Source organism: Pseudoduganella danionis, from assembly GCF_009720775.1.
GTDB classification, from domain to species: Bacteria; Pseudomonadota; Gammaproteobacteria; order Burkholderiales; family Burkholderiaceae_D; genus Rugamonas; species Rugamonas danionis.
In genome coordinates this window covers 299277-324805 of record NZ_WNKW01000002.1, presented here as the reverse complement: position 1 = coordinate 324805, position 25529 = coordinate 299277, and the positions used below count along the sequence as shown (strand labels likewise).

The window sequence follows — 25529 nt, the reverse complement described above, 5'->3', positions numbered from 1 at the left end:
TTTCGATTGAAGGCTTGCGCCTTACAAATCAGCCCGCGCGTTATCGCAGCGGGCCGCTAGCGTGATTACGCTGCTACTACGGTAACGTACTGCTTCGAGCCTACGCCCTTGGTCACGAACTTGACCTTGCCGTCCACCAGAGCGAACAGGGTGTGGTCTTTGCCGGTACCTACGCCTTCGCCAGCGCGCACTGGGGTGCCGCGTTGACGAATGATGATGCCGCCGGCGTTGATCGATTGACCGCCGTACACTTTAACGCCCAGACGTTTTGATTCTGAGTCACGACCATTTCGCGTAGTGCCGCCGCCTTTTTTGTGTGCCATTTAAGACTCCTTGGATACTAATTCTCGGGCAAGCGGCGATTAGCCGTTGATCGATACGATTTGGATTTCGGTGTAATTTTGGCGATGGCCTTGATGCTTCTGGTAGTGCTTACGACGACGCATCTTGAAAATCTTCACTTTATCGTGACGACCGTGTGCCACAACAGTAACCAGTACCTTCGCACCTTCAACCAGAGGAGCACCGAACTTGATGCTCTCGCCTTCGCCAACGGCGAGGACTTGGTCGATAGTGAGTTCGGAACCAATGTCTGCAGGTATCTGTTCTACTTTGAGTTTTTCGCCAGCGACAACTTTATACTGTTTGCCACCGGTTTTTATGACCGCGTACATGATTTGAAACCTCATCAAATGTTAAGAAAATTCCGTCCGGCCTCTGCAAAAACAACAGCATGAAAACCGGGGAACCGCTGATTATACATGGGATGGGTTTTCGCGTCAAAAACTATTCACAAAAGTTCTGGCGCGTGGTATGTCTGACATGCTTGTTGGCTTGCAGGGTCTGTTTATGCTGTTTTTTTAACAAACTATCCTGACTGTCATGTTGGGCTATACCCCTGTGCGCAGGGGCATGTCGTATAATCACGACCACCCATAGTCTACTGCACAGGTTCGTCTTGTCTGCCGCTACCCAAACCGCCCCACAAAATACCATCGCCCAAACGATTGCTGCCGATATGGACGCCGTCAATACGGTGATCCGCCAGAAACTGCATTCCGAGGTCAGCCTCGTCAACCAGATTGCAGAATACATCATCAGCGCCGGGGGCAAGCGTATCCGTCCCGTGCTGGTACTGCTGGTGGCCAACGCTTACGGCTACAAGGGCACGGCCCACCACGAACTGGCCGCCGTGGTCGAATTCATCCACACCGCCACCCTGCTGCACGACGACGTGGTGGACGAATCCTCGCTGCGCCGCGGCCGCGCCACGGCCAATGCGCTGTTCGGCAATGCCGCTTCCGTGCTGGTGGGCGACTTCCTGTACTCGCGCTCGTTCCAGATGATGGTTGGCCTGAACAATATGCGCGTGATGCAGATCCTGTCCGACGCCACCAACGTGATCGCCGAAGGCGAAGTGCTGCAACTGCTGAACATGCACGATCCCGATGTGAACCAGGAACGCTATCTGCAGGTGATACGCTCGAAAACGGCCAAGCTGTTCGAAGCCGCGGCAGAACTAGGCGCCCTGATTTCGGGCTGCAACGATGACCAGATCGCCGCTGCCGGCGAATATGGCCGCTCGCTCGGTACGGCCTTCCAGCTGATCGACGACGTGCTCGACTATGCTGGCGATGCGAGCGAAATCGGCAAGAACGTGGGCGACGACCTGCGCGAAGGCAAACCTACCCTGCCGCTGATCTACCTGATGGAAAACGGCACGCCGGAACAGCGTGCACTGGTACGTAGCTGCATCGAACAGGGTGACGAGCAGCATTTCGACACCATCCTCGCGGCCATCACCAGCAGCGGCGCGCTCGATTACACGCGCCAGCAGGCCGTGGCTGCCGCCGAACGGGCTGCCGCCGCTATCGCCGACCTGCCGGACAGCATCTACAAAGAGTCGCTGCAGCAGCTTGCGCATTTCTCGGTGCACCGCAACCACTGATAGCATAGCGCCTGGCGTCGCACCTCGCGGCAGCCAGACCACAGGGCCAGTCCCGGCAACGCCGGCACTGGCCCTGTTGCATTCTGCCGAACCGGCGTATCCGCTTACAGAATCTCCTGCACCAGTTCGCTAGGACGGCACAGCCGCACGCCTTTTGCGCTGACCACGAATGGCCGCTCGATCAGGATGGGATGGGCCATCATGGCATCCAGCAGGGCCGAGTCACTTAGGCTAGCATCGGCCAGACCCAGTTGCTCGTATAGTTCGCCCTTGTTGCGCATAGCCTGACGTACCGTGACGCCGGCCTTGGCAATCATCTGCTCCAGTTCGGCGCGCGTAGGCGGCTGTTTCACATAGTCGATAATCTGCGGTTCCACGCCACTGGCACGGATAGCCTCCAGCGTCTTGCGCGAAGTGCCGCAGGCACTATTGTGATAGATCATGATACTCATAGGTCGGCCCTGATACGATTTGCAAAAACCGCATTATCGCTGATTTGCGTCGTTCGCAGGCACCGCTGTATCACAGCGGAATTGTCATCCCCTTAGCTGCTGCCGCAGCGCAGAACGCAGCACTCTCCACTAATATGGGTATTGAGATCTGGCGAAAAATCCGGTGTAATAATCTCACACCGTCGGGGTGTAGCTTAGCCCGGTAGAGCGCTACGTTCGGGACGTAGAGGCCGGAGGTTCGAATCCTCTCACCCCGACCATTTAAGCCCATACATACGCCTGAAAAGAAATATTGCGGGCGGTTGAGTACTACACTATCCCTTGTAGTACAACGGTTAGTTTCGCGGCTCGGGAATTCTTACATTCTGGCGCACCAATATCTAGCACAAGACAATAAGAACAAGAATGTCGTCTGCACAGCAATCTCCTACCCCACATCCTTCACACACCATACCAATCCCCGATACCCTCGAATCAATAAAAGGATACTCGAACAAGCCGAAGATTTACACGATGGCTGCCAGTTCGTTCTGGCAGATCAGGCTTTTCGATGGCGAGTCCACCGTCAAATGCAGCACCAACAAAGAATAACGATCAAGTCACTCCTTGAACTAATCCCATTAGACTGTTGGCACAAAACGTCCAGGACCTTGATCTATAAGTCAGACCACCTTGCCATCCGATACCCCAACTATTATTGGAGAAACAGATGGACTTGTATGAAGGCACAATCGTCATCCGGATTAATGGAACAGAAAAACCAGTCGCTATTCAAGTGCACGCACGAAATTGCTGGGTGGGCAAAGAAATCATCGAAGCACAATATGGCAGTTGCTTTGTAAGTTGGTGGCGTAACCCGACAAAGACGCGTTAACGTAAGACCATAGGCAAGGTCGTCATAGACAACGAATCATCAATTTTTCCAGAATTAGCGCCGGCAGAAATTACACAAAAATTACTTTGAAACCGACACACCATATGCTGCAGACTGACTTACGATTTGTCCTTGATAGGGAATAATCCAGTTTAACCATCCATGTCCGTTGGGAAAATTCTCCGTATTTGCGTAAATTTGAGTCGAAACCAGCGATTGTAGATCAATCTTGACGATGTTGCTAAATCCGTAAGTTTCAGTTTTGGGATCATTGTTCTCATGTACGCTTGTAAGATATATGAACCCACCATCTATTACGATATCAAGGGTACTTTCATAATATTTACTATATGGAAGTTGAATTGAATTTGCTTGCGTGTAAACCCCACTACCGTCATTCTTAAAGATGGCCGGAGCCCAATCACCCCAAACATTATCGGGCGCTGTACCACCTAAGAAAGCGTCATAACGCCCGGATCCGTAAAAGTCGATTAATTCAGCTGTATAAATTGCCGGAGTGCCGTAACTCACCCCTGGAATACCGTTTGAACCATCATTGGGTTGAGAGTAAATCACTCCAAAACGGGAAGTGTCACGAGAGAGCACTCCATTTTTATTTGTAAAGAAAAATGGCTTCTTTCCAACCATGTTGTCTGTCACTAGAATATCTGCGAAACCATTACGATTCACATCAGCGGCTGACGCGCTATGGCAATAACACGTGTCAGGGAGAGTGACATTTCGATAGGTACCATCAGTCTGGCTGATAAGCATATGTGGCTGTTCGCCGGGATAATTACCCGCATCAAACCCATGACAAGCGAAAAACACATCTGGCTTACCATCTCCATTAAAGTCAGCAACAATAGCTTTACGCGGATGTAGGCATCCGAGATTGTCCTTCAGCAGCTTCGCTGTATTATCCACCCATAAGCCATCGACTTTTTTATAGAACTTGATATGTCCAAATTTAGTAGCGGTAGCGGCTGTGTAGTTATATTCCAGCGAATGTGTGACCATCGAATAGCTGCCGTCCTGAAAGAAATCAGCAAAAGCTACGGTGTTTGACTCTGCTACCTCTGGCGGCATATTCTGAGAACCTAACGCAGCCGCAGCAGCAATCTTATTTTCGTATGAACTAGCTTTAGGCAATATTGGGCCGCTTGGATTCAACGGCACATAGTCGAAGCCGTTCTGCATCTCCGCTTGCAGGTTATTTTTGTTCTCCGCAGAGTCGGAAAATCCATAAAGCGCAGCATTCTTGGGTACGCCAGAATTCAACTGACCAACCCACCATGTCACACCACCCGACTCCCCGGCGCGGTTCAAGATGTTCTGGTAGAGGGTACTGATGAAGCTGTTGTTCGACACGTTGGTGCCGTAAAGATTGCCGAACTCAGGCGATCCTATAAAGTGCGTCGCTATACCCAGCAAATCGATGCCCTTTTGATTGGCTGCAATCCAGAAGCCTAATCCGGGTAAGTCAGGCTTACGATTAAAGGCAGCTTGATACAAGCGGTAAACTTGCCCCGCAGCCCCGTTCACATCGAACGAGGTATATGTATCCACAAACTTAATCAGTTGCGGGTTGTTGTAGGTCTGGACGGCCTTGGTGATGTTATTGGTGACAGTTACTGCGCTGGATACTTGGTCTTTCACGATCGTGAAATTTGAACGGTAGCCAGCAATCGTTACTGTTCCCGTCGGTGCCGGATTAGTTTGCGTCGCATCGCCCAGAACAACTCGCCCACCAGACTTCCCCTGCTGGATAGATACCGAAGAATTCTGCACATCTGAGCTTGGAGCCCCACCACATCCAGCCAGCACACTACACACCGCCACAAAGTACCGTAGTTTCATCGTTACGCCTTGAATTGATCCCAAAAAACATATCGTTATTTTTTTTAGAACAGTCTAGGCATAACGCAGCCAGCGCGCAACTCTTAATAAGAACGATGTTGCTTAGCCATTGTATGACTCATGGACTTCCAGCGCGCCAGTAGGCATTTCTGAACAAGGAATGGAATTTCGATAGATCAATCTATGATGCCTCCCCCTCGCGAAAACAGATTGATCCCTGGCCACCACAACATATTTCGCATCGCCCCTTTTCTTGTCCAAATTTCTACAAATCACAACGCGTCTTAAAGAGCTTAGAACGGGTGCATAGATAAGTGCTGGCGGTGGCTCAATCGCGATGACCAATACTGCAATATGGCCAAATGCAATTTATTGCCATTTGGAAATCATGTGTGATATAAAGTAATTATGTCGACTGAAAATATGGCCGCATTAGATAACTTCCTGTTTTTTGATATGGCCAAATAGTTAAATGATTTTCTGGTGGATTGTTTTTTACTTAATTAGTTAGGTACCAAATGAAAAAAGCGAAATCCTTATTATTTATTGCTGTCACCACTGCACTGCTTCCCCTTGCGCAAGCCAAGGATATCCGCGATGAGCTAAATATCCAGACGGGCAAAGCTGTTCTGGTTATCCGCGACGCGTCTCCTCAGCAGACTGCAGAGATGGTAAAAAATGCCCTGAGCCAGTTTAGTATTCCTACCAGTCTCAATTTTCATCCTCTCCCTTCGCCAGTACCGGCAAGGCCAGATTCGCCGGTCGAGAAGTCTGTAATCATTCAAGGCAGCCCTGCTACAGACTATGTCTGTGACAATTCCTATGCCGAGATTACCAAGACGCCGCCCCCCGTGCAAAATGCGTTTTACTTCAATCGCGAAGCACTTCATGCCTGTCTATTTGCATTCCAAGGCGGGGTGAAGGTCGATATCATTTTCCATGTGATACGCAAGACCGAGTCCTTGACCGGAGGTCTATTCAACGGCATCACCAAATCCATCCGAGGCAGTGATGGCGAGCGTATCACCAGTCAACTCAAGGAAAATATTGCAGACATTCGCAAATTATTGCCGACCACACTGGTGGCACGCATCGAGGCGCCGGGTATGCCCGTCGAGGAACCTGATAAAGCCGCAGTAGCGCAATTAATTCCACCACTGACTCAGGCCGAAATTGCTGCCCGAGAACAGCAAAATGCCATCCCTGCACCGGCGAAGTCACCCGCTCCGGTTCAGACTGCACAACGTCACATTGATGGCGGCATCGACTTGTCGCTAATAGGGGCACGCAAAGAACTCACTTCTATGGGCTTCAAGTTCTTTGACCAAGATCAATTTGTTGACGCTGCGCGCAGGAATGATTTTTTGACGGTGAGGCTATTCCTTGCGGCATGCGCGATTCGTCCCGGTGGTGCAGATAGTAAAGGGGATACGGCGCTGGCGTTCGCGAAGGATAATACGGAAATGAAATGGATCTTGACCGTATATTCCGAAGCAGAAAAACAGGGGGAATATCCCGGCAAGATCGGCGAGGCAATATTTGCGCGCTAAGGCTGCTGCATTTTAAGCGCTTGATTCTTCTTGTGGAATTGCTAGTTTGAACTGGCCTGTGGGCGGGTTCAGCTAGCAAAACCGGGCAGAGAGTATGTACGGCCAGATTTCTAGCTCGCCCATATTTTTTCTGCCTAATCTATTAATACCCGCAGACTTATAGTGTGGCTCATCAGTTGACCGGAACTGCCGCGGTGCCTGACATTTGCAGAGGCAGGTCTGTGTAGTACAGCAATGTATTGCCCGAACACTAGCTATTGGGCTGGCTTATCCGGCATGGGTCCAGTTGGCAGCGCCGAAACCAGCAGGCAGTCGCGCCCGTCGCCGGAAAACGGCGCCAGCGGTCGGCGCGTGTGAGTCGCCAGTGCTGCCATGTATTTGGCATACGCGAGCTCAATAACCACATCCTGTGCTGACGGGCCGTCCTGCACACCAGTGTCCACGTCCAACTCCCCTCGATAATATTGCTACATATTTTAGAGCAATTTGAGTATATAGCAAGACGAATTAAGTACCGACTAGCCCTGTTTCGCAGCCTGCAACATGCATTTCGACAGCTTGTCAAAATACAGCAGGGCCGCTTGCGTCAGCTCAACCTGCTTGCGTCGCGTGTCCTCGGTATCTGCCAATATCAACCAGCCCTTCTCCCGCATCGAGGTCAGCCGGTTATGTACCGTTGCCGGGGCACCTAGTTCTTTCTTCCCCATCATGTCACGCACTGACAAGCGTTGCTCCTCCTGACTGGCCTTGGCAACAATCGCCAATATGCGCTCTTCCAGTGGGTCGAGCGGTGGCAGCGACGGCAGACCGCGCAAGGCGTCAGCCAGTTGCAGAAAGCGCATATAGATATCGGCGGGACGTTTAGGCATAGTTATGAGGCAATTGAGAACCACGCTGTAATAATCGACCGCACAGCGGCCGAACTGTTGTAAATATTAGCACATCCGCTAGACCTTACTGGAGCCGGCGCGGCTGCGGGAGTGATGCAAGTATCGCTTTTGCCGTGTACAGCACGATCAGCGCCCCCACCAGGTCGCCGACGAACATTACTAAAAACCCCGGCAACAGATGGTCATCGCCGTGCAGGGCAAACCAGATGTGGTGTAACAGCGGACTGGCAAGCGCACATCCGGCGGCACAGACTAGCAGGCGCCTCGGCGTCAGATTGGTCAGGGACGCCTGCAAGCCGTAGCGCTGCTGCGCGATCACGTAGACCAGATAAGGCCCGATAGCGCCTGCTATCGTTCCCGTGGTCGCACGCATAACATCGCCGGGAAAGTAATACCAGTAGCAGGCAAACCAGCCCGCAATCAGCAAACCGACGGCGCCTGCGCGGCCGAACAGCAGCGTACACAACAAGCGAGTTCCGGCCGGAATATAGATCCAGCCTATCCCCTGTAAAAATTCGGTACGCCGGAAGAATAATTCATTGGCGACCATCACCAGGCCATGCAGGCCTATGGTAGCCAATACCATGTAAAGATTGAGGCGGAAAGGCGTAACAGGCGTGTTCATGTCTGGGGCAAAGGCGCAGCTAGCCAACAGGGCCCGCCGCAAAATATGCCAGACAGTAACACGGCCCACTCAAAAAATTCAACTATGCCCGGGCAAAGTAGCCAGCCGCTTGTTCACCAACCGGGCCGGCTGCCTTTGATGCCCACAAAAAAAACACCGACTGCCCATGTGTACCATGCGCAGCCGGCGGAACGCTGGCACGGAGGCCAGCTCAATCCAGGCGAGTCTAATGCCGGGAATCAAACACTTTGCTTGCGGCGGCGGGCCATCAGGCCCACCAGACCCAGACCAGCCACCAGCATGGCGTAGGTTTCTGGTTCCGGTACAGCGGCAATGCCGCGCACATTCAGGGTACCAACATAGGATGCCGAGAAGGCCGGCGCTTCACCACCGGCAAAACCGTGCACCACCAGTTTCAGCGGACCGGTCATCCAGGTGTTACCCAGCGCAGCCGAATAGAACCCCTGACCCAGATCGGCATCGTAGCTATGCTTCAGCGTCAATTTGACGTCGTTCAGCGTCACCCAATCGAACGCGACCGACTGGGCCATGCTCGAATAGATGTTGAACACGCCACCATTGACTTTGAACTTGCCAGCCATCTCAGGGGTAAAAATATAAGTGTCCGTGAACCAGGCATCCGATCCCTTGTTAAGGGTGTTGCCGAAACCGGCACTCCACTGGTCCGTCGTACCGACCGACTTCACCAGCGCGATTTCCACGGCAGGATTGACCACATCTGCATGGGCGCTAAAGATTGCGGACATGCTCAACAGCAGTGCAAGAGCGATCTTCTTCATCTTGATTTCCTTTCAGGTGAATTACTTGTTTATCTGTCAGGTGTTCATGATATTTTGATATGATTAGGAAATAAATAGTCCATTCAGACCGTTTTGATGTCCCATCTGGGGCGCCGGCAGGGAGGACAACACAAATCAAACCCATGAATTGCACCATCCTGCTCATAGACGACCATGCCCTGTTCCGCGCCGGCCTGCGCCTGATGCTGGCCAATGCCCTCAGCGATACCGAGATCCGCGAAGCGGCCAGCCTCGACGAGGCGCTGGCCGGTGGCCGGCGCAGCGTGGCACCGCAACTGATATTGCTCGACATACAGATGCCAGGTTTGAACGGGCTGGACGGCATGACGCTGCTGGCGCGCCAGTGGCCAGACTGCCCCGTCATCGTGCTCTCGGCCGATAGCAGCGTGAGCACAGAACGCTCGGCCATGGAAAGGGGCGCCCACAGCTTCCTCTCCAAAGCGGCACCGGCGCCACAGTTTCTCGAGACAGTCAGAACGGCGCTGGCTGGCCAGCGCCTCGCGCCCCATCCCGACCCTGCCGAGCAAGGCGATAGCGCCGCGCGCCTGACGGCCCGCCAGTGCGAAGTACTGGCACTGCTCTGTCAGGGGCTATCCAACAAATTGATAGGCCAGCGCCTGCACCTGTCGGAAAACACGGTAAGAGGCCATGTACAGGCCATCCTGGCGGCGCTGGGGGTGAGCAGCCGCGCCGAGGCCGCGTTTGCAGCGCGGACCCGGGGTCTGGTCGGCTAGCATGAGCACCAACGCACCCCAGCTGCAGGCGGAACAGATCACTCTGCTGTTGCGCAATATGTATAGCTCGCTCTGGCCGGCCATCGTGGTCGCGCTCGCGCTGGCCTATACGCTGGAGCCGGCCCACGGCAAGTTCACCGTGCTGTGCTGGGCCATCGCCGTCATCAGTTCCAAGACCTTTGCTACCTGGGATGCGCAGCGCCTGCTGGCACAACCCATCTTGCCTGCGCAGGTGCCCGCACTGGTACGCCGCCTGCTGCTGCTGAATGCCATCGATGGCATCGCCTGGGGCGCACTGGCGTGGGTGGGGCTGGATCCGCAGGCCGCCCCCGCCAGCGTACTGGTGATTGCCGTCCTGTCCGGCATCGTAGGCAATTCCATGTCGCTGCTGTCGCCCGTGCTGCCAGTCTTCGTGGTGTTCTGCGTTGGCGAGCTGGGCATGCTGGCGCTGAAAGCGTGGACCATGGGCGAACTGGCTTATCAGGCCCTCAGCGTGGCGGCACTGGCCTATCTGGGCAGCTTGCTGTCGCAGGGCTATAACAGCGCGCGTGCCACCCGGGCAGCGATAGAACTGCGCTTTGAAAATATCGACTTGATCGAAATGCTGAAAGTGGAAAGCGCGCGCGCCAGCGACGCACGCGTGGCAGCAGAACAGGCCAACCATGCCAAATCACGCTTTCTGGCCGCCGCCAGCCATGACTTGCGCCAGCCCATCCACGCCCAGTCGCTGTTTCTTGAAGTGCTGGCACGCTCTGCCCTCACGCCTGAGCAACAGGAAATTCTCGGCAATGCCCGCGCAGCCGGCCTGGCCTCGGCGGAAATGCTGCACACCCTGCTGGACTTTTCACGGATCGAAGCAGGCGTGGTCGATCCCCAGCCGGAAGCATTCCAGTTGCAAACCCTGCTGACCAAAATAGAAAGCGAACTGGCGCCGCAGGCCAATGCCAAGGGGCTGCTGTACCGCACGCGCGATAGCACGGTGGCGCTGTATAGCGACCCCGCGCTGCTGGAACTGATACTGCGCAATCTGGTCTCGAATGCGGTGCGCTACACGGAGCGTGGCGGCATACTGGTGGCCTGCCGGCGCCGGCGTGACCACGCCTTGCTGGAAGTCTGGGACACCGGCATAGGCATCGCCGCCGAGCAGCAGGAAAACATCTTCCTCGAGTTTCATCAGTTGGGCAATCCTGAACGCGACCGCCAGAAAGGTCTAGGGCTGGGTCTGTCGATAGCACGCGGCCTGGCACAATTGCTGGGCCACCCGCTCAGCGTGGTTTCCCAGCCGGGCCGCGGCAGCGTGTTCCGCTTGCGTATTCCGCTGGCGCAGCAGGCACCGTTGCATCGCCATGTCCGCAAGCGCCCGCAGGAGCGCCCCACGCTGGGCTTGCGCGTGCTGGTGATCGACGACGATCAGGCCGTGCGCAGCGCCATGCAGCATCTACTGGCCCAATGGGGTTGCCTGTGCATGGTGGCCGAAGACCTGGACAGCGCGCTCGAACTCAGCGCGCAAGTGCCGCCCGACATCATCATCAGCGACTACCGCCTGCGTGCGCAACGCACGGGGGCCGAAGCCATCGCCACCTTGCGTGCCCAGCTCGGCCGCGAGTTGCCTGCCCTGCTCGTCACGGGCGATACGGCGCCGGTGCGGCTGCGCGAAGCCCGCGCCTCAGGCGTACCGCTGCTGCACAAGCCTGTGGCTCCCGATCAGCTCTATGCAGCATTGGCCGAGCTTGCCAACCACGATGCTGCGCAGCACTAGCCCATGCCGCATTCCCTAAGAGAAAGTCATAAATCAAATTAATTAAATTTGGCATTTAATTCGTTTTCATCAAAAATAATCTCGAAATTGATACTATTGATGTAAAATTCACCCCCTAGTGCATATCGCACCACGTCCCGCAACGCAAAAAATGTCCTGGACAATTTGACGATGCGGCATAGCCCAACGATAAGCTTCAGGGGAAAACCATTGCGTACCAATCTACCTGTCACACAGAATGAGCATCTGATCGCCGATGGCCGCACCATCGTTTCCACCACGGATATGCGCGGCAACATCACTTTTGCCAACCCCTATTTTGTCGAAGTCAGCGGCTATACGGAAAGCGAGCTGATAGGCGCCCCACAAAACATCCTGCGCCACCCCGATATGCCGACCGAAGCGTTCGCCGATATGTGGCGCTGCATCCAGTCAGGCATGCCCTGGACCGGCATGGTGAAAAACCGCTGCAAGAATGGCGATTACTACTGGGTGCTGGCCAACGTCACGCCCGTCATCGAACGGGGCCAGCCCACCGGCTATATGTCGGTGCGGACCAAGCCCAGTCGCGAACAGGTGCGCGCCGCAGACCAGTTGTATCAGCAATTCAAAGCGGGCAATCCGCGCCGCCTGGCCATCGTCAATGGCTGTGCCGTCGAGACTCACTGGTATGCGCGACTCAAGGAAGCCAGCAAACTGGGCATCCATACCACCACCCGGCTCAATGCGCTCATACTGGCGACGCTCATGCTGCTGTTCGCCGCCGTCTTCTTTGCCAACGATGCCAGCCCGTGGATGACGGGCGCCGCCCTGCTGGGCGCCGTCATTGCGCTGAATTTCTGGCGTGCCTTGTATGTGAGCGTGGTGCGTCCGCTGCGCTTTGCCACCGTTTCGGCCCGCAAGATGGCCGGCGGCGATCTGGCCAGCAAAATCGAAATCCGTCGCAATGATGAAATGGGTCAGTTGATGGCCGCGATACGCCAGACCAATGTGAACCTGCACAGCATCATCGGCGACGTCCGCCTGAGCTTCGAGAAAATCTCCGCCTCCACCAGCGAGATCGCCAGCGGCAATCTGGACCTGTCGGACCGCACGGAATCGCAGGCCTCCAGCCTGCAGCAGACGGCGGCCAGCATGGAGCAGCTCAACTCCACCCTGCAGCAAAGCGCAGGTAGCATCAGCAGCGCCAATGAACTGGCAGCCCGCGCCTCGGCCGTGGCGGAACAAGGCGGCAATATCGTGGCGCAGGTAGTCTCCACCATGAACGAGATCAGCACCTCGTCCAACAAGGTGCTGGATATTATTGGCATCATCGACGGCATCGCATTCCAGACCAATATCCTCGCCCTCAACGCTGCCGTGGAAGCGGCACGGGCCGGTGAGCAGGGCCGCGGCTTTGCCGTGGTGGCCAGCGAAGTACGGGCACTGGCACAGCGCTCGGCCGACGCGGCCAAGGAAATCAAGGCCCTGATCGACCAGTCGATCGAAAAGGTGAGCGCGGGTACCCAGCTGACCAATTCGGCCGGCTCCACCATGAGCGATGTGATCTACTCGGTGCAGAAGGTCACGCAGGTGATGGATGAAATCACCACTTCCACGCGCGAACAGGTACAGGGCATCAAGGAAGTCAATCAGGCCGTGGTCAACATCGACGATATCACCCAGCGCAATGCGGCGCTGGTCGAGGAAGCGGCAGCAGCCACCGGCACGCTGGCCGAGCAAAGCCGCAGCGTGGCGCAGGCCATGGCCGTGTTCAAACTCGATCACGCAGCCGCCAACGACCGCCCGCTGCTGCGCAAGGCCTGAGCGTAGCCGTACTGCCCGGCGCGGCCTAGAACAGGCTGGCCTGCGCCGTGGTCAGACGGGCGAAATTGTCGTGCAGCGGCAGCAGGATGGAATCAGCAATCGGCTGCAACTGCTTGCTCAGGTAGTGCTCGTAGTCGATCCGGCTGCGCAGCACTTCCAGCGGTTCCGGCCCGCTAGTCGTCATCACGTAGCTGATCCAGCCGCCGTGCTGGTAGCGCAAGGGCCGCTTCAGACTCTGGTTGTGCTGGTCGGCCAGCCGCGCGGCCCGCACCTGTGGCGGCACATTCACCTTGTATTCATCGAGCCGGTGGCGCAGGCGCTTGCGGTAGACCAGCAATTCATCGTACTCGCCCGCCAGCGTGCTGCGCACATAGTCGCGGATATACTGCTCATAGGGCTGGCCTTTGAAGACGCGCAGGAACAGCCCCTGCTGGAACTGCTGCGCCAGCCGCGTCCAGTCACTGCGCGCCACTTCCAGCCCGCGGTAGATCACTTCATCCTCGCCGCGGCTGTTCAGCGTCAGCCCCGCATAGCGCTTCTTGCTGCCCATATCCGTACCACGGATGGTGGGCATGAAGAACTTACGGTAGTGCGTGTCGAATTCGATTTCGAGATGGCTCTCCAGCCCCAGCTCACGCTGCAGCATCTCGCGCCACCACGCGTTAATCTGGCTGACCAGCGCCTCGCCTATCGCCAGCGCCTCATCATTGACGTACTCTTTTTTCAGCCAGATAAAGATCGAATCCGTATCGCCATAAATCACTTCATAGCCCTGTGCTTCCACCAGCTCGCGGGTCTGCTTCATCATCTGGTGGCCACGCAGCGTGACCGATGAAATCAGGCGCGGATTGAAGAAGCGGCATTCGGTAGCACCCAGCACGCCGCAGAAGGAATTCATCAATAACTTTAGTGCCTGCGACAGCGGTTCATTTTTGGCGCGCTTGGCCGCATCGCGCTGCTTCCAGATCTGGGTGGTAATCTCGGGCAGGCAGTGGCGCTGGCGCGAAAACACGGTGCCATTCACACCGGCCACCACGCTGGCCGGATCGCTCGCATGTTCGCCTTCGATCAGGCCGACGGGATCGACCAGAAAGGTGCGGATGATGGACGGGTACAGGCTCTTATAATCGAGCACCACCACCGAATCGTACAGCCCCGGTTTGGAATCCATCACGAAGCCGCCCGGCGAGGCACCGCCCGCCACATCGCCGACGTTCGGCGCCACATAGCCTTCGCGGTGCATGCGCGGCAGATAGTGGTGGGAGAATGCGGCGATAGAACCGCCCAGATGGTCGGCCTGCAGCCCGGTCACCGTGGCCCGCTCTATCATGAAGGCGAGCAGATTGGCCTTGGCGAAAATGCGCGTGACCAGTTCGCAGTCCTTCAGGTTGTAATAGGCCAGCGCCGGTTTGTCGTGCTGGAAGCGGCGCTCGATTTCCGCCATCTTGTCGTACACGTCGCCGATGTCCTTGCCCTCGCCCAGCAAGGCCTGCGATACATGTTCGAGGCTGAAGGAAGGGAAGCTCCACGAAGCAGCTTTCAGCGCATCTATCCCGTCCAGCACCACCCGCCCGGCCACGGGGGCAAACATATAGCCGGGCTTGGCCGGATGCTCGCGCCATTCGATAGTCTTGCGCTCGCGCCCCAGCGTGAGCGGCACCTTGTGCTTGTCGGCGTTCTTCTGCAGTACGCGCAAATCGAACTGCACCACGTTCCAGCCTATCAGCACATCGGGATCGTGCAGGGCAAACCAGGCATTGAGCTTTTCCAGTAACTGGCGCGGCGTGGCGCAGTATTCGAGTGCGAAGTCCGGCGCTGCAGCGTCGTCCGATGCTGCAGCCGGCGCAGCACCTAGCATATACACCTGGCGCTGGCCGCAGCCTTCCAGCGCTACCGAATACAGGTCTTCGAACGCACTGGTCTCGATATCCAGCGACACCAGTTTGAGCGCAGGCCGGTAGTCGGGCGCGGGCTTGAGTTTGCAGTTGTGTACCACGTGGCCCTGCCACTGGCCGCCTTCGATCTGCACCCCGGCCGTGATGAAGCGCTCCATCAGATAGCGTTCGGGCGGGCGGATATCCGCTTCGTACAAGGCAATGCCATGTTCGCCCAGCGTGCGCTCAAACGCAGTCAGCTGCTTGTAGCGGCTGGCGTACAGGCCGATCACGGGTTGATTGCGGAAGGATTTGAGCGCCAGTTCGCGCAGCTCTATGCCCTGCTGCTGCAACAGTAGCGCTTCAATGGCGGCGCGCTGCCCGGCCTCGGCAAAGGCCACGGAAGTCTGCGCCGTCAGACGGACTTTCTGCGGGCCGGCGTCAGTGGCCAGCCAGAATTCGATCTCCGTCCCCTGTGCCGTATCGCGCCAGTGGCGGGTCAGTATGAAACCTTGTGCAGATGCTTGCGTCATGCCGGCATTATACTGTATGCACATACAGCCAGCATGGGTGTTTTAGCTGTGCCTGTAGGGCTGTTAGCGCGCCTGGCTCGAATAGATATGGGCTGCCACGAACGCCGACAGGCACGACAGCAAAGCCCTTGCCCTAGTGCCGTAGGCGAGGTCCGGGCAGCTATCCCTTAGCGGTAGGTGACGGTGCCCGGTGGCCCCAGCCATTCGAGGTGGGCATAGTTATTCAGATAGCTGACGCTGAATTCGCCGGGCCGCTGCAGCAGCTTGGTCACGGAACCATTCACCAGCGTCCACATCATCTCCATCACCTGATAATCCTGCAGCCCTAGCAGATGCTGCATCAGCGTGGCGATCACACCACCCGAAGTGAAAACGATGGTGCTTTGCTTGCTATGCTCGCCATCGAGCCGCTCCAGCGCCGCAATGGTACGGCGACGGAAAGCCGGCCAGGCTTCGCTGTAATCGTCGTCATGCCAGCCGCTCATCCAGCGCTGCACAGCAGCACGGAACATATGTTCGAGCGCGCGCTGCGGCTGCTCGTGGCGGGCCAGCATCTGCTTGAACATGGCCAGATCGCCAAACTCGGGACAATGGCGCAGCATCACTTGATGGTGGTCGAATTCGGCGAAGCCGGGATCATGCTGCCATTCCCCTTCAGGCAACAGAGTCTTGGGCAGTTCGGCCAGACAGGCGTCGGCCGTCTGCTGGTGGCGCTCCATGCCGCCTACGATCACGCGATGAAACGTCTGCTTGCGGCTCGCATACCACTGCCCCAGCAGGCGCGATTGCTCGTAACCCAGCGTCGACAACTGGTCGTAATTAGCGCTGCCAAACGAGGCCTGCCCGTGGCGCACCAGATGAATTTGTCCCATTTCGCTTCCGGCTTCAGATCTAAACAGCCATCAGCTTACCGCCCAGCCTATAATTCATCAAATGAATAGTTTTACTTTTACGGTAAAACTGTCGTGCTGATTCCGACCGACGAGGTGCCCATGCTGCGTTTTTTCGCTGTGCTGCTTGCGACGACCCTGCTGGAAACGTCGGCACTGGCCCATGCGCAGACGGAACTGGTATTCGGCACCACCCACGATGCCCATTCAGCGTCCTTTCATTACGCCCGCGATTATCTGCAGCAGCTGTGCGCTGAAAACAAGCTAAATTGCGCGCTGCGCAGCCTGCCGGGGCGACGCTCCGAGGCATTGCTTGCGATCGGCAAGCTGGATGGCGAAATCGGCCGGGTCAAAGGCTATGGCCTCAAACATCCGGACTATGTGCGGGTGGAAGAACCGTTCAACGTGGTCCAGACCCGCATCTTCACGCGCACGCCGTTCACCATCAGCAGCTGGCAATCGTTGACCTACTTTGCCCGCACTGTCAGCTACAAGCGTGGCATCTTCCTCTACCAGCAGCGGCTAGAACAGCTGGTACCGTCGCTGCAGCTGCATGATGTGCAAAGCGAAGACGCCTGCCTGCAAGTGGTGCTGGCCCAGCGCAGCGAAGCCTGCGTGTTCGATGTGGGTGGTCTTACCGGCGATGCGCGCCGCCTGCTCAAGCAGGGCTACACCAGCGCCTCGATAGAAGATTTGCCACTCTACCTTTATCTGCACAAGGATCGTGGCGAGCTGGCGTTGCCGCTGGCCGAAACGGCCAGACGGATGCAGGCGCGCGGCGTACCGGCGCAGTTGCGCCGGACCTATTACGAATTAAAGTGAGGGTGCCAGCATATCCAGCAGCGTGAACGCTACTACTTTGGTGGCCTTGCGCAGGTCTTCCAGCAGCAGCCGCTCATCGGCCTTCTTGGCGTTCGATTCCGGCACCGTACGCGGGCCGGCGCCATACAGCACGGCAGGAATCCCGTGTTCACCATACAGGCGTGCATCCGCATACAGCGGCGTGCCCTGCGCCGGAATCTGCTCGCCCATCACTGCCAGTGCATTCTGCTGCAGGCTGCTCACCAGCGTGGCCGTGCCAGGCAGTTCGCGCAGCGCGTGCGACAGCAGCAGGCGCTTGATCTCGATATGGATGCCGGGCAGCCCCTGCACGGCCTGTTCGATCAGGGCACGCACCTGTGCCTCGACCTGCACCGGATCTTCTTCGGGAATCATGCGGCGGTCCATCTTCAGCACCACTTTGCCAGGCACCACATTGGTGTTGGTGCCGCCATCGATGCGGCCCACCAGCATGGTCGGGCTATCGATACCGGGCACTTTGGACTTAATCTTTTTCAGCTCGGGCAACTGGTCATAGATCGCATTCAAAATGCGCGTGGCCGCCTGCAGCGCGTCATGCCCCGTTTCCGGCATGGCGCCATGGCCGGACTTGCCGTGCACGGTGATTTCCAATTGCAGACAGGCGTTATGCGCCGTGACGATGTTGTAACTGAAGCCCGCAGCGATCACGTAATCAGGCTTGGTCAGCTGCTGTTCCAGCAGCCAGCCCGGCCCCAGCAGGCCACCGAATTCTTCATCGTAGGTGAAATGCAGTTCCAGCTTGCCTTTGAGTGGCAGGCCCAGTGCCTCCAGCGCACGCGTGGCAAAAATATAGGTAGCGAAATCGCATTTCGACACAGCGGCAGCGCGGCCATAGATATAGCCATTCTCCACCACGCCGCCATACGGCGGATAGGTCCAGTTATCACCGGGCGGCACCACATCGCCGTGGGCATTCAGCGCCAGCGTCGGACCTTCCTCGCTGTACGGACGGCGCACGATCAGGTTGGTGATGCTCTGCATGCCGTAGTCCTGCACCTGCTGGGCCGGCACAGCATGCTGCTCGGCGTTCCAGCCATAGGCGCTGACCAGTTGTGCCACCATCTCGGCATGCGGCGCATTGTTACCGGGCGGGGTATCGGTCGGCACGCGCAGCAATTGCTGCAGCACGCCCACTTCTTCATCGAAATGCGCGTCTATCCACTGCGCCAGTTGCTGTTTCGCGCTACTCATCGCGTTACTCATATTCAGGCTCTCACTTGGCACCGGACTCGAACCACAGCGCAATCTGCGCCCGTTCGGCCTCGGTCATATTGGTCAGGTTAGCCAGCGGCATGGCTTTCAGTTGCACCGCCTGCTTGTAAATTTTTTCCGCGTTCTGGCGTATCTGTTCCGGCTGGTCCAGCGCTACACCCGCAGGCGCCGTGGCAAAGCCGGGCTGGGTCGGCTGGGCCGAGTGGCAGGACACGCAGCGCAGCGCCACGATGGCCGCCACCTTGTTCATCTGCGCTGCCGGATCGGCTACCGCCACAGCTTTCGGACGGGCCGGTGCGATCGCCACCGCCACGGCCAGCAGCAGCGCGATGCCGAGCAGCGGATAGCGCCATTCGACACGGCCTTTGTGGCGCAGGTTGAAGAAGTGACGGATGCTCACGCCAGCAGCCATGATAAAGGCCAGCACCAGCCAGGCCTGCTCATGGCGGTAAGTCATGGCGTAGTGGTTGCTGATCATGATGAACAGCACGGGCAGCGTGAAGTAGTTATTGTGCACGCTGCGCTGCTTGGCCTTCTGGCCATGTATGGGATCGGGCAGGCGGCCAGCCGACATGGCTTCCACCATCTTGCGCTGACCCGGAATAATCAGCATCAGCACATTACCCACCATGATGGTGCCGATCAGTGCGCCCACGTGGATGTAGGCGGCGCGACCGCTCAGTACATGGGTCAGGCCATATGCAGCCGCCACGATCAGGCAGAAGATCACGATGCCGAACCACAGATCATGCTTGCCCAGCGGTGAACGGCACAGCAGGTCGTACACCGTCCACCCCACCACCAGCGTACCCACGCCTATGCCTATGGCCTGCAGGCTGCTCAGATCCGCCACGGATTTATCCACCAGCATGGCCTGCGCATTGAAGTAGTAGGCGATGGTCAGCAGCGCGATGCCGGACAGCCACGTGGTGTAAGCCTCCCATTTGAACCAGTGCAGTTCCTTGGGCAGTTCGGCCGGTGCCACCAGATATTTTTGCGGGTTGTAGAAGCCACCGCCATGCACGGCCCACAGTTCACCGGACACACCCTTCCTGGCCAGCTCGGAACCGGGCGCAGGCGGACGAATCGAGTTATCCAGCCAGACGAAATAGAACGAGGCGCCTATCCATGCAATGCCGGTGATGACGTGCAGCCAGCGCACGATCAGGTTCAGCCACTCGAGGCCATACGGGATCAGATAGTCGATGAGTTCCATGAATGCTTTCGGTTTTTTTTAAACGGCACTGTGGCTAATTTACAGAAGATAAACGGATTTGCTGACGACCACATGAACATTAGAGTATATTAAACATATCCATTTTCGTATAACAATCAGATTTTCAACGCCCATGGCCGCCCTGCCGCAACATCTGGATCTGCATCTGATCCGCATACTTTACCTGCTGCTGGTGGAGAAGAACGTTTCACGCGTCGCTCTCAAACTCAATCAGCCGCAGCCTTCCATCTCGGCTTCGCTGCGCAAGCTGCGCGAGCTGACGGGCGACCCTTTGCTGGTGCGCGGCGCGCGCGGCATGGTGCCCACCCAGCATGGCGAAAGCCTGCTGGCACCGGCCAAACGCATCCTCGACGAAACGGAAAACCTGTTCCTCAAAAAGCAGCCCTTCCAGCCGCAGGAAGAAGCGCGCACCTTCCACATCGCCGCCCCGGACTATCTGGATAGCCAGTTCCTGCCCAATCTGGTGGCCCTGCTGCGCCGAGGCTCGCCCAACAGCCGCGTGAAAATCCACAGTCTGGGTCCAGGCGTGGATTATGTGCGCCTGCTGTCCGATGGCGACATGGATCTGGTCATCGCCAACTGGGAAGAACCGCCGGCCCACCTGCACATGTCCAAGCTATTCGAGGACCCCATCATCTGCGTCATGCGCGCGGACTGCCCGTACGCGCTGCGCACGGCCAGCGACGCCATGACGCTCAACGAGTATCTGGCACTGCCCCATGTGGCGCCAACCCAGATGCTGCCCGGCTATCAGGGCGTAATCGACGCCTTCCTCGAAACCCAAGGCCTGCAGCGCAACGTCGCGGTGGAATCAGCCTACTTCGGCCTGATCCCCTACATGCTGACCCAGACCGATCTGGTGCTGACCACAGGCCGCCAGTTCGTACGCTTCTACGAACGCAGCATGCCACTGAAGAGCTTTACGGTACCCGTCAAATTCCCTGCCATGCGCTTCTACCAGCTATGGCATGAACGCGTGCATCAGGCGCCCGAACACAAATGGCTGCGCGAGCAGGTATCGGCAGCGGCCAAGGCATTGGTGAAATAGGCTCACGTGAAGTAAGCACCCGCTTATAAACGCTAGGCAGGTAGACATATACCAGCGCAGCATGGAAAGGCTACACTAGGCTATGACCACACTCTCCGAACTGAATAGCTGCGATACCGCCAGCTTTATCGACCGCCTGCGCGGCATCTACGAACACTCGCCATGGATACCGGAGCGGGCTGCCGCTGCGCGCCCGTTCGCTAGCGTCACGGCACTCAAACAGGCCTTGCAGGCCGTCGTCAGCAACGCCACGCTGGATGAACAGCTAGGCCTGATCCGTGCCCACCCCGAACTGGCGGGCAAGGCAGCCATCAGCGGCCAGCTCACGGCTGAATCGACGCATGAACAGGCCAAATCCGGCCTGCACCTGTGCAGCGCCGAAGAATTCGCCACCCTGCACCAGCTCAATGCCGACTACAACGCCCGCTTCGGTTTCCCCTTCATCCTCGCCGTCAAAGGGCCGGACGGACAGGGCCTGACGCGGCGCGCGATTATCGCGACCTTTAGCCGCCGCCTGAAAAACCAGCGCGCCGATGAAATCGCCGAGTGCCTGCGCCAGATTAAACGCATCGCCGAGTTACGCATCAACGACCTGCTAGGTGTAACGCTGGCCTTCGGCCCGCAGGTCATGCAGTGGAGCGAACAGATAGGCGCCATCAGCGACGCCGACAACAGCGGCGACCAGGACTTCGACCTCACCTGCGCCTACCTGACGCCGGCGCACCAGCAAACCGCTGCCCAGTTGCTGGCATGGATGCAGCAGGCCGGCATGGAAGCGTGCATCGATGCGATTGGCAACGTGGTAGGCGTGTACCGCGCCGCCGATGCCGACGCCCCGACGCTGATGACAGGCTCGCACTACGACACCGTGCGCAACGGCGGCAAATACGATGGCCGGCTAGGCATTCTGCTGCCTATCGCCGTGGTACAGCATCTGCACCAGCGCGGCGAACGCCTGCCCTACCACCTCGAAGTAGTGGGCTTCGCGGAAGAGGAAGGCGTGCGCTTCCGCAGTACCTTCCTCGGCAGTAATGCCATCACGGGCCGCTTCGATCCGGCCCTGCTGGACCAGACCGATGCCGATGGCGTAACCATGCGCGACGCGATCAACGCGGCCGGCCATGATGTGCATGCCATCGCCGCCATTGCTCGCGATCCGGCCAAGCTACTGGCGTTTGTGGAAGTCCATATTGAACAAGGGCCTGTGCTGCTGGAACACGACCTGCCGCTGGGCGTAGTCAGCGCGATTGCCGGTAGCTCGCGCTATCTGGTCGAGCTGACGGGACTGGCCAGCCATGCCGGCACTACGCCTATGAATATGCGCAAGGACGCTGCCGCTGCTGCCGCCGAAATCGTGCTGCTGGTGGAGCAGCGCTGCACGCAGGCGCTGGCACTGGTGGGAACAGTGGGACAGTTGCACGTACCAAACGGCTCGGTCAACGTGGTGCCCGGTGTCTGCCGTCTGTCGCTGGATATCCGCGCGGCCGATGACGCCGTGCGGCTGGCAGCGGTCAACGATATCAAGCAAGGGATAGCGCGCATCTGTGCAGAGCGCCAGATCGAATTCACGCTGGAATCTATCGTCGATGTGGCAGCCGTGCCGTGCGCACCGCGCCTGATGCAGCAACTGGGCGCTGCGGTGGAACGCGCGGGCTTGCCGCGCTTCGATCTGCTGTCCGGTGCGGGACATGATGCCATGGCCATGGCGGCCATCACCGATGTGGCCATGCTGTTCACGCGCTGCGGCAATGGCGGCATCAGCCACAACCCGCTGGAAACCATGACGGCGGACGATGCAGAACTGGCGTCGCAGGTACTGCTGGACTTCCTGCGCAATTATCAGTAATACCCCCAGCCGCTGAACCCGCATCACTGCGGGGCAGCGGCTCGCCATTTACGCCACGCGCGCCCGTTCCAGCATGGCGTGCAGCAGCACGTTGCAGCCCGCTTCCAGATGTTCGGCTTTGGCATCCTCGATCTCGTTATGGCTGATGCCGTCCTTGCACGGCACGAAGATCATGCCCGAGGGTGCCAGTCGCGCCGTATAGATCGCGTCATGTCCAGCGCCGGACACCACATCCATGGTGGAGTAGCCCAGCTTGGCCGTGGCCTTGCGCACCGCATCCACGCAGTCGGGATGGAAGGGGCAAGGCGGATAGTAGGACACCCGCTCAATGGAAATCTCCAGCCCCGTATCCTTGCGGGTCTGCTCGATATACGCCAGCATTTCCTCGTGCATGGTGTTGAGCAGCTCGTCGTTCACATTGCGCAGGTCGATGCTGAACTTCACCTCGCCCGGAATCACGTTGCGGCTGTTGGGGAACACTTGCACCATGCCCACCGTGCCACGGCCATACGGCGGATAGCGGTCGGCTATCGCCACCACCTGCTGCATGATGCGCGTTGCCACTTGCAGCGCATCCTTGCGCAAGCCCATGGGCGTAGGCCCCGCATGGGCTTCCATGCCCTTCACCACGCAGTCATACCACGACAGGCCCATCACGGCAGGCACTACACCTATCACCTTGTCGGCATCTTCCAGCACTGGCCCCTGCTCGATATGGGTTTCGAAATAGGCGCCGATAGGATGGTCGCCCGGCACCTGCTCGCCCTTGTAGCCTATGCGCGCCAATTCCTCGCCTACGCTCTTGCCTTCCGTATCGCGCGCGGCATACGCCGTCTCCAGCGTGAAGGCACCGCAGAACACGCCGGAACCCATCATCACCGGCACGAAGCGCGAACCTTCTTCGTTGGTCCAGAACGCGACTTCGATGGGCGCTTCCGTACGGATGTTCAAGTCATTCAGCGTACGCACCACTTCGAGTCCGGCCAGCACGCCATAGTTGCCATCGAATTTGCCACCGGTCGGCTGGGTGTCGATATGGCTGCCCGTCATCACAGGCGGCAGCGCATTGTTAGTGCCTTCGCGCCGCATGAACACATTGCCGATCTGGTCAACCGTAATCGACATGCCTGCCTCGCGGCCCCAGCGCACCACGAGGTCGCGCCCCTGCTTGTCCAGATCCGTCAGCGCCAGACGTTTCACACCGCCTTTGGCAGTCGCGCCTATCTGTGCCAGTTCCATCAGCGAGTCCCACAGACGCTGGCCATTGATCCGCATATCACTCATCGCTCTACTCCTTCAACATCAGCGTGCCGAAGCCGCTTTAAACGCAGGACGGTCGATATGACGGCCTGCGCCCTCCACCGCCATCAGCGTACCGTTCTGGAACACCACCTTGCCCGCGGCGATGGTGGTACTCGGAATGCCGCGCACCGTGCGGCCTTCGAACACATTGAAGCCGCCCTTGGCGTGCTGGGTCTGGGCAGAGATGGTACGGCTGCCTTCCGGATCCCACACCACCACATCGGCATCGGCACCGGCGGCAATCACGCCCTTGCGCGGATACATATTGAAAATCTGCGCGGCATTGGTCGAAGTCACCTTCACAAATTCGGAAGGCGTCAGCAGGCCGGAATTCACACCGGCATCCCACACCACCGACATGCGGTCTTCCACCCCGCCGCAGCCATTCGGTATCTTGGTAAAGTCATCCTTGCCTGCAGCCTTCTGCGCGGCGCAGAAGGTGCAGTGGTCAGTCGCCGTGGTGTGCAGATTACCGCCCTGCAGGCCTTGCCACAACGCCGTCTGATGCTGCTTGCTGCGGAACGGCGGACTCATGACGTGGCCGGCCGCAAACTCCAGATCAGGGCTCTGGTACACACTATCGTCGATCACCAGATGCCCCGCCAGCGCCTCGCCATACACGCGCTGGCCATGAGCACGGGCACGCGTGATGGCTTCCAGCGATTCGGCGCACGACACGTGCACGATGTAGACGGGCGTGTTGAGCACATTGGCAATCGCAATGGCACGGTTGGCCGCTTCCGCTTCCACTGCCGGTGGCCGCGACAGCGGGTGCGAACTCGGTCCCGTCAATCCCTGCTTGAGCAGATCCTGCTGCAACTGGTACACCAGCTCACCATTCTCCGCGTGCACGGTGGGTATCGCCCCCAGTTCCAGCGAACGGCGGAAACTCTTCACCAGCGTTTCATCGTCAGCCATGATGGCATTCTTGTATGCCATGAAGTGCTTGAAGCTGTTCACGCCATGCTCGCGCACCAGCGTGCCCATATCACGGTGCACACTGTCGTCCCACCACGTAATGGCAACGTGGAAGGTGTAGTCGGCAGCGGCCTTCTGCGCCCAGCCGCGCCACTGGTGATAAGCCTCGATGAGATTCTGCTGCGGTGCCGGAATCACGAAATCCATGATGGTAGTAGTACCGCCAGCCAGACCGGCTGCCGTACCCGTATAGAAATCGTCCTGCGTCACTGTGCCCATAAACGGCAGATTCATGTGAGTATGGGTGTCTATCCCGCCCGGCATCACGTACTGTCCGCCAGCATCGATGACGGTGGCACCGGCCGGCGCCGCCAGATTTTCAGCCACGGCGATAATCTTGTCGCCATCGCACAGTACATCGGCACGGAACACCCGGTCGGCATTCACTACCGTACCACCGCGTATCAGAATAGTCATCGAGGTCTCCGT

At 58.0% G+C, this 25529-nt stretch carries 21 protein-coding genes and 1 tRNA gene; 9 read left to right on the top strand and 13 right to left on the bottom strand.

Annotated features, from left to right (window positions below):
• Positions 1-65: 65 nt before the first annotated feature.
• Entirely contained in the window at positions 66-323 is a 258-nt protein-coding gene (gene rpmA, locus GM655_RS09615; RefSeq protein WP_155434452.1) for a 50S ribosomal protein L27, read from the bottom strand.
• 39 nt (positions 324-362) lie between these two features.
• Positions 363-674 (bottom strand): 50S ribosomal protein L21, encoded by a 312-nt coding sequence (gene rplU / locus GM655_RS09610; RefSeq protein WP_008445658.1) that lies wholly within the window; start codon positions 672-674, stop codon positions 363-365.
• A gap of 284 nt (positions 675-958) precedes the next feature.
• On the opposite strand from rplU, the gene ispB reads away from it, so the two are divergent.
• Positions 959-1948 (top strand): octaprenyl diphosphate synthase, encoded by a 990-nt coding sequence (gene ispB / locus GM655_RS09605; RefSeq protein WP_155434451.1) that lies wholly within the window; start codon positions 959-961, stop codon positions 1946-1948.
• A 104-nt stretch (positions 1949-2052) separates the two neighbouring features.
• Here the strand turns inward: ispB and arsC are convergent, their stop codons facing one another.
• Positions 2053-2400 (bottom strand): arsenate reductase (glutaredoxin), encoded by a 348-nt coding sequence (gene arsC, locus GM655_RS09600; protein WP_155434450.1) that lies wholly within the window; start codon positions 2398-2400, stop codon positions 2053-2055.
• A 183-nt stretch (positions 2401-2583) separates the two neighbouring features.
• Between arsC and GM655_RS09595 the strand changes: the two genes are divergently transcribed.
• Positions 2584-2660, top strand: a tRNA-Pro gene (locus tag GM655_RS09595).
• Between the two features lie 695 nt (positions 2661-3355).
• Here the strand turns inward: GM655_RS09595 and GM655_RS09590 are convergent.
• Entirely contained in the window at positions 3356-5134 is a 1779-nt protein-coding gene (locus GM655_RS09590; protein WP_155434449.1) for a DUF4214 domain-containing protein, read from the bottom strand.
• A gap of 518 nt (positions 5135-5652) precedes the next feature.
• Here GM655_RS09590 and GM655_RS09585 point away from each other — a divergent pair.
• Positions 5653-6684 (top strand): hypothetical protein, encoded by a 1032-nt coding sequence (locus GM655_RS09585; protein ID WP_155434448.1) that lies wholly within the window; start codon positions 5653-5655, stop codon positions 6682-6684.
• A 518-nt stretch (positions 6685-7202) separates the two neighbouring features.
• Here GM655_RS09585 and GM655_RS09580 read toward each other — a convergent pair.
• The 3 genes from GM655_RS09580 to GM655_RS22740 all read right to left on the bottom strand — a co-directional run bounded on the left by GM655_RS09580 (position 7203) and on the right by GM655_RS22740 (position 8999).
• Complete coding sequence (locus GM655_RS09580; RefSeq protein WP_155434447.1) at positions 7203-7553, bottom strand: winged helix-turn-helix domain-containing protein; 351 nt, start codon at positions 7551-7553, stop codon at positions 7203-7205.
• 85 nt (positions 7554-7638) lie between these two features.
• Positions 7639-8199 carry a hypothetical protein gene (locus GM655_RS09575; RefSeq protein WP_155434446.1) on the bottom strand — a complete coding sequence of 187 codons (561 nt, stop codon included), beginning with the start codon at positions 8197-8199 and terminating at the stop codon, positions 7639-7641.
• A gap of 239 nt (positions 8200-8438) precedes the next feature.
• The gene (locus GM655_RS22740; protein WP_196308739.1) at positions 8439-8999 is read right to left on the bottom strand and encodes an FxDxF family PEP-CTERM protein; all 561 of its coding nucleotides are present in this window, start codon (positions 8997-8999) and stop codon (positions 8439-8441) included.
• Positions 9000-9142: 143 nt separating this feature from the next.
• Between GM655_RS22740 and GM655_RS09565 the strand changes: the two genes are divergently transcribed.
• From GM655_RS09565 to GM655_RS09555, 3 genes are all read left to right on the top strand, one after another.
• Positions 9143-9754, top strand: coding sequence for a response regulator transcription factor (locus GM655_RS09565; RefSeq protein ID WP_155434445.1), 612 nt, complete (start codon positions 9143-9145; stop codon positions 9752-9754).
• Between the two features lies 1 nt (position 9755).
• On the top strand, positions 9756-11513 hold the full coding sequence (locus GM655_RS09560) for an ATP-binding response regulator (protein WP_155434444.1): 1758 nt from the start codon (positions 9756-9758) through the stop codon (positions 11511-11513).
• A 210-nt stretch (positions 11514-11723) separates the two neighbouring features.
• Positions 11724-13319: a methyl-accepting chemotaxis protein gene (locus GM655_RS09555; RefSeq protein ID WP_155434443.1), complete on the top strand. Its 1596-nt coding sequence runs from the start codon at positions 11724-11726 to the stop codon at positions 13317-13319.
• Positions 13320-13344: 25 nt separating this feature from the next.
• Here GM655_RS09555 and GM655_RS09550 read toward each other — a convergent pair whose 3' ends face one another.
• Positions 13345-15726: a DNA polymerase II gene (locus GM655_RS09550; RefSeq protein WP_229632491.1), complete on the bottom strand. Its 2382-nt coding sequence runs from the start codon at positions 15724-15726 to the stop codon at positions 13345-13347.
• A 167-nt stretch (positions 15727-15893) separates the two neighbouring features.
• On the bottom strand, positions 15894-16598 hold the full coding sequence (locus tag GM655_RS09545; protein WP_155434441.1) for a histidine phosphatase family protein: 705 nt from the start codon (positions 16596-16598) through the stop codon (positions 15894-15896).
• A gap of 120 nt (positions 16599-16718) precedes the next feature.
• Here GM655_RS09545 and GM655_RS09540 point away from each other — a divergent pair, with 120 nt between their 5' ends.
• Positions 16719-17438, top strand: coding sequence for a transporter substrate-binding domain-containing protein (locus GM655_RS09540; RefSeq protein WP_155434440.1), 720 nt, complete (start codon positions 16719-16721; stop codon positions 17436-17438).
• Here the strand turns inward: GM655_RS09540 and GM655_RS09535 are convergent.
• Together GM655_RS09535 and GM655_RS09530 are read right to left on the bottom strand one after the other, a co-directional pair.
• On the bottom strand, positions 17430-18668 hold the full coding sequence (locus GM655_RS09535) for a M20/M25/M40 family metallo-hydrolase (RefSeq protein ID WP_155434439.1): 1239 nt from the start codon (positions 18666-18668) through the stop codon (positions 17430-17432). The genes GM655_RS09540 and GM655_RS09535 overlap by 9 nt on opposite strands.
• 22 nt (positions 18669-18690) lie before the next feature.
• Positions 18691-19905 carry a urate hydroxylase PuuD gene (locus tag GM655_RS09530; protein ID WP_155434438.1) on the bottom strand — a complete coding sequence of 405 codons (1215 nt, stop codon included), beginning with the start codon at positions 19903-19905 and terminating at the stop codon, positions 18691-18693.
• Positions 19906-20038: 133 nt separating this feature from the next.
• Between GM655_RS09530 and GM655_RS09525 the strand changes: the two genes are divergently transcribed.
• Together GM655_RS09525 and GM655_RS09520 are read left to right on the top strand one after the other, a co-directional pair.
• Positions 20039-20974 carry a LysR substrate-binding domain-containing protein gene (locus tag GM655_RS09525; RefSeq protein ID WP_155434437.1) on the top strand — a complete coding sequence of 312 codons (936 nt, stop codon included), beginning with the start codon at positions 20039-20041 and terminating at the stop codon, positions 20972-20974.
• Between the two features lie 82 nt (positions 20975-21056).
• Complete coding sequence (locus GM655_RS09520; protein ID WP_155434436.1) at positions 21057-22820, top strand: allantoate amidohydrolase; 1764 nt, start codon at positions 21057-21059, stop codon at positions 22818-22820.
• Between the two features lie 48 nt (positions 22821-22868).
• Here the strand turns inward: GM655_RS09520 and GM655_RS09515 are convergent, their stop codons facing one another.
• Positions 22869-24104 carry a Zn-dependent hydrolase gene (locus tag GM655_RS09515; RefSeq protein WP_155434435.1) on the bottom strand — a complete coding sequence of 412 codons (1236 nt, stop codon included), beginning with the start codon at positions 24102-24104 and terminating at the stop codon, positions 22869-22871.
• Between the two features lie 18 nt (positions 24105-24122).
• The gene (hydA, locus tag GM655_RS09510) at positions 24123-25517 is read right to left on the bottom strand and encodes a dihydropyrimidinase (RefSeq protein WP_155434434.1); all 1395 of its coding nucleotides are present in this window, start codon (positions 25515-25517) and stop codon (positions 24123-24125) included.
• Positions 25518-25529 lie beyond the last annotated feature (12 nt).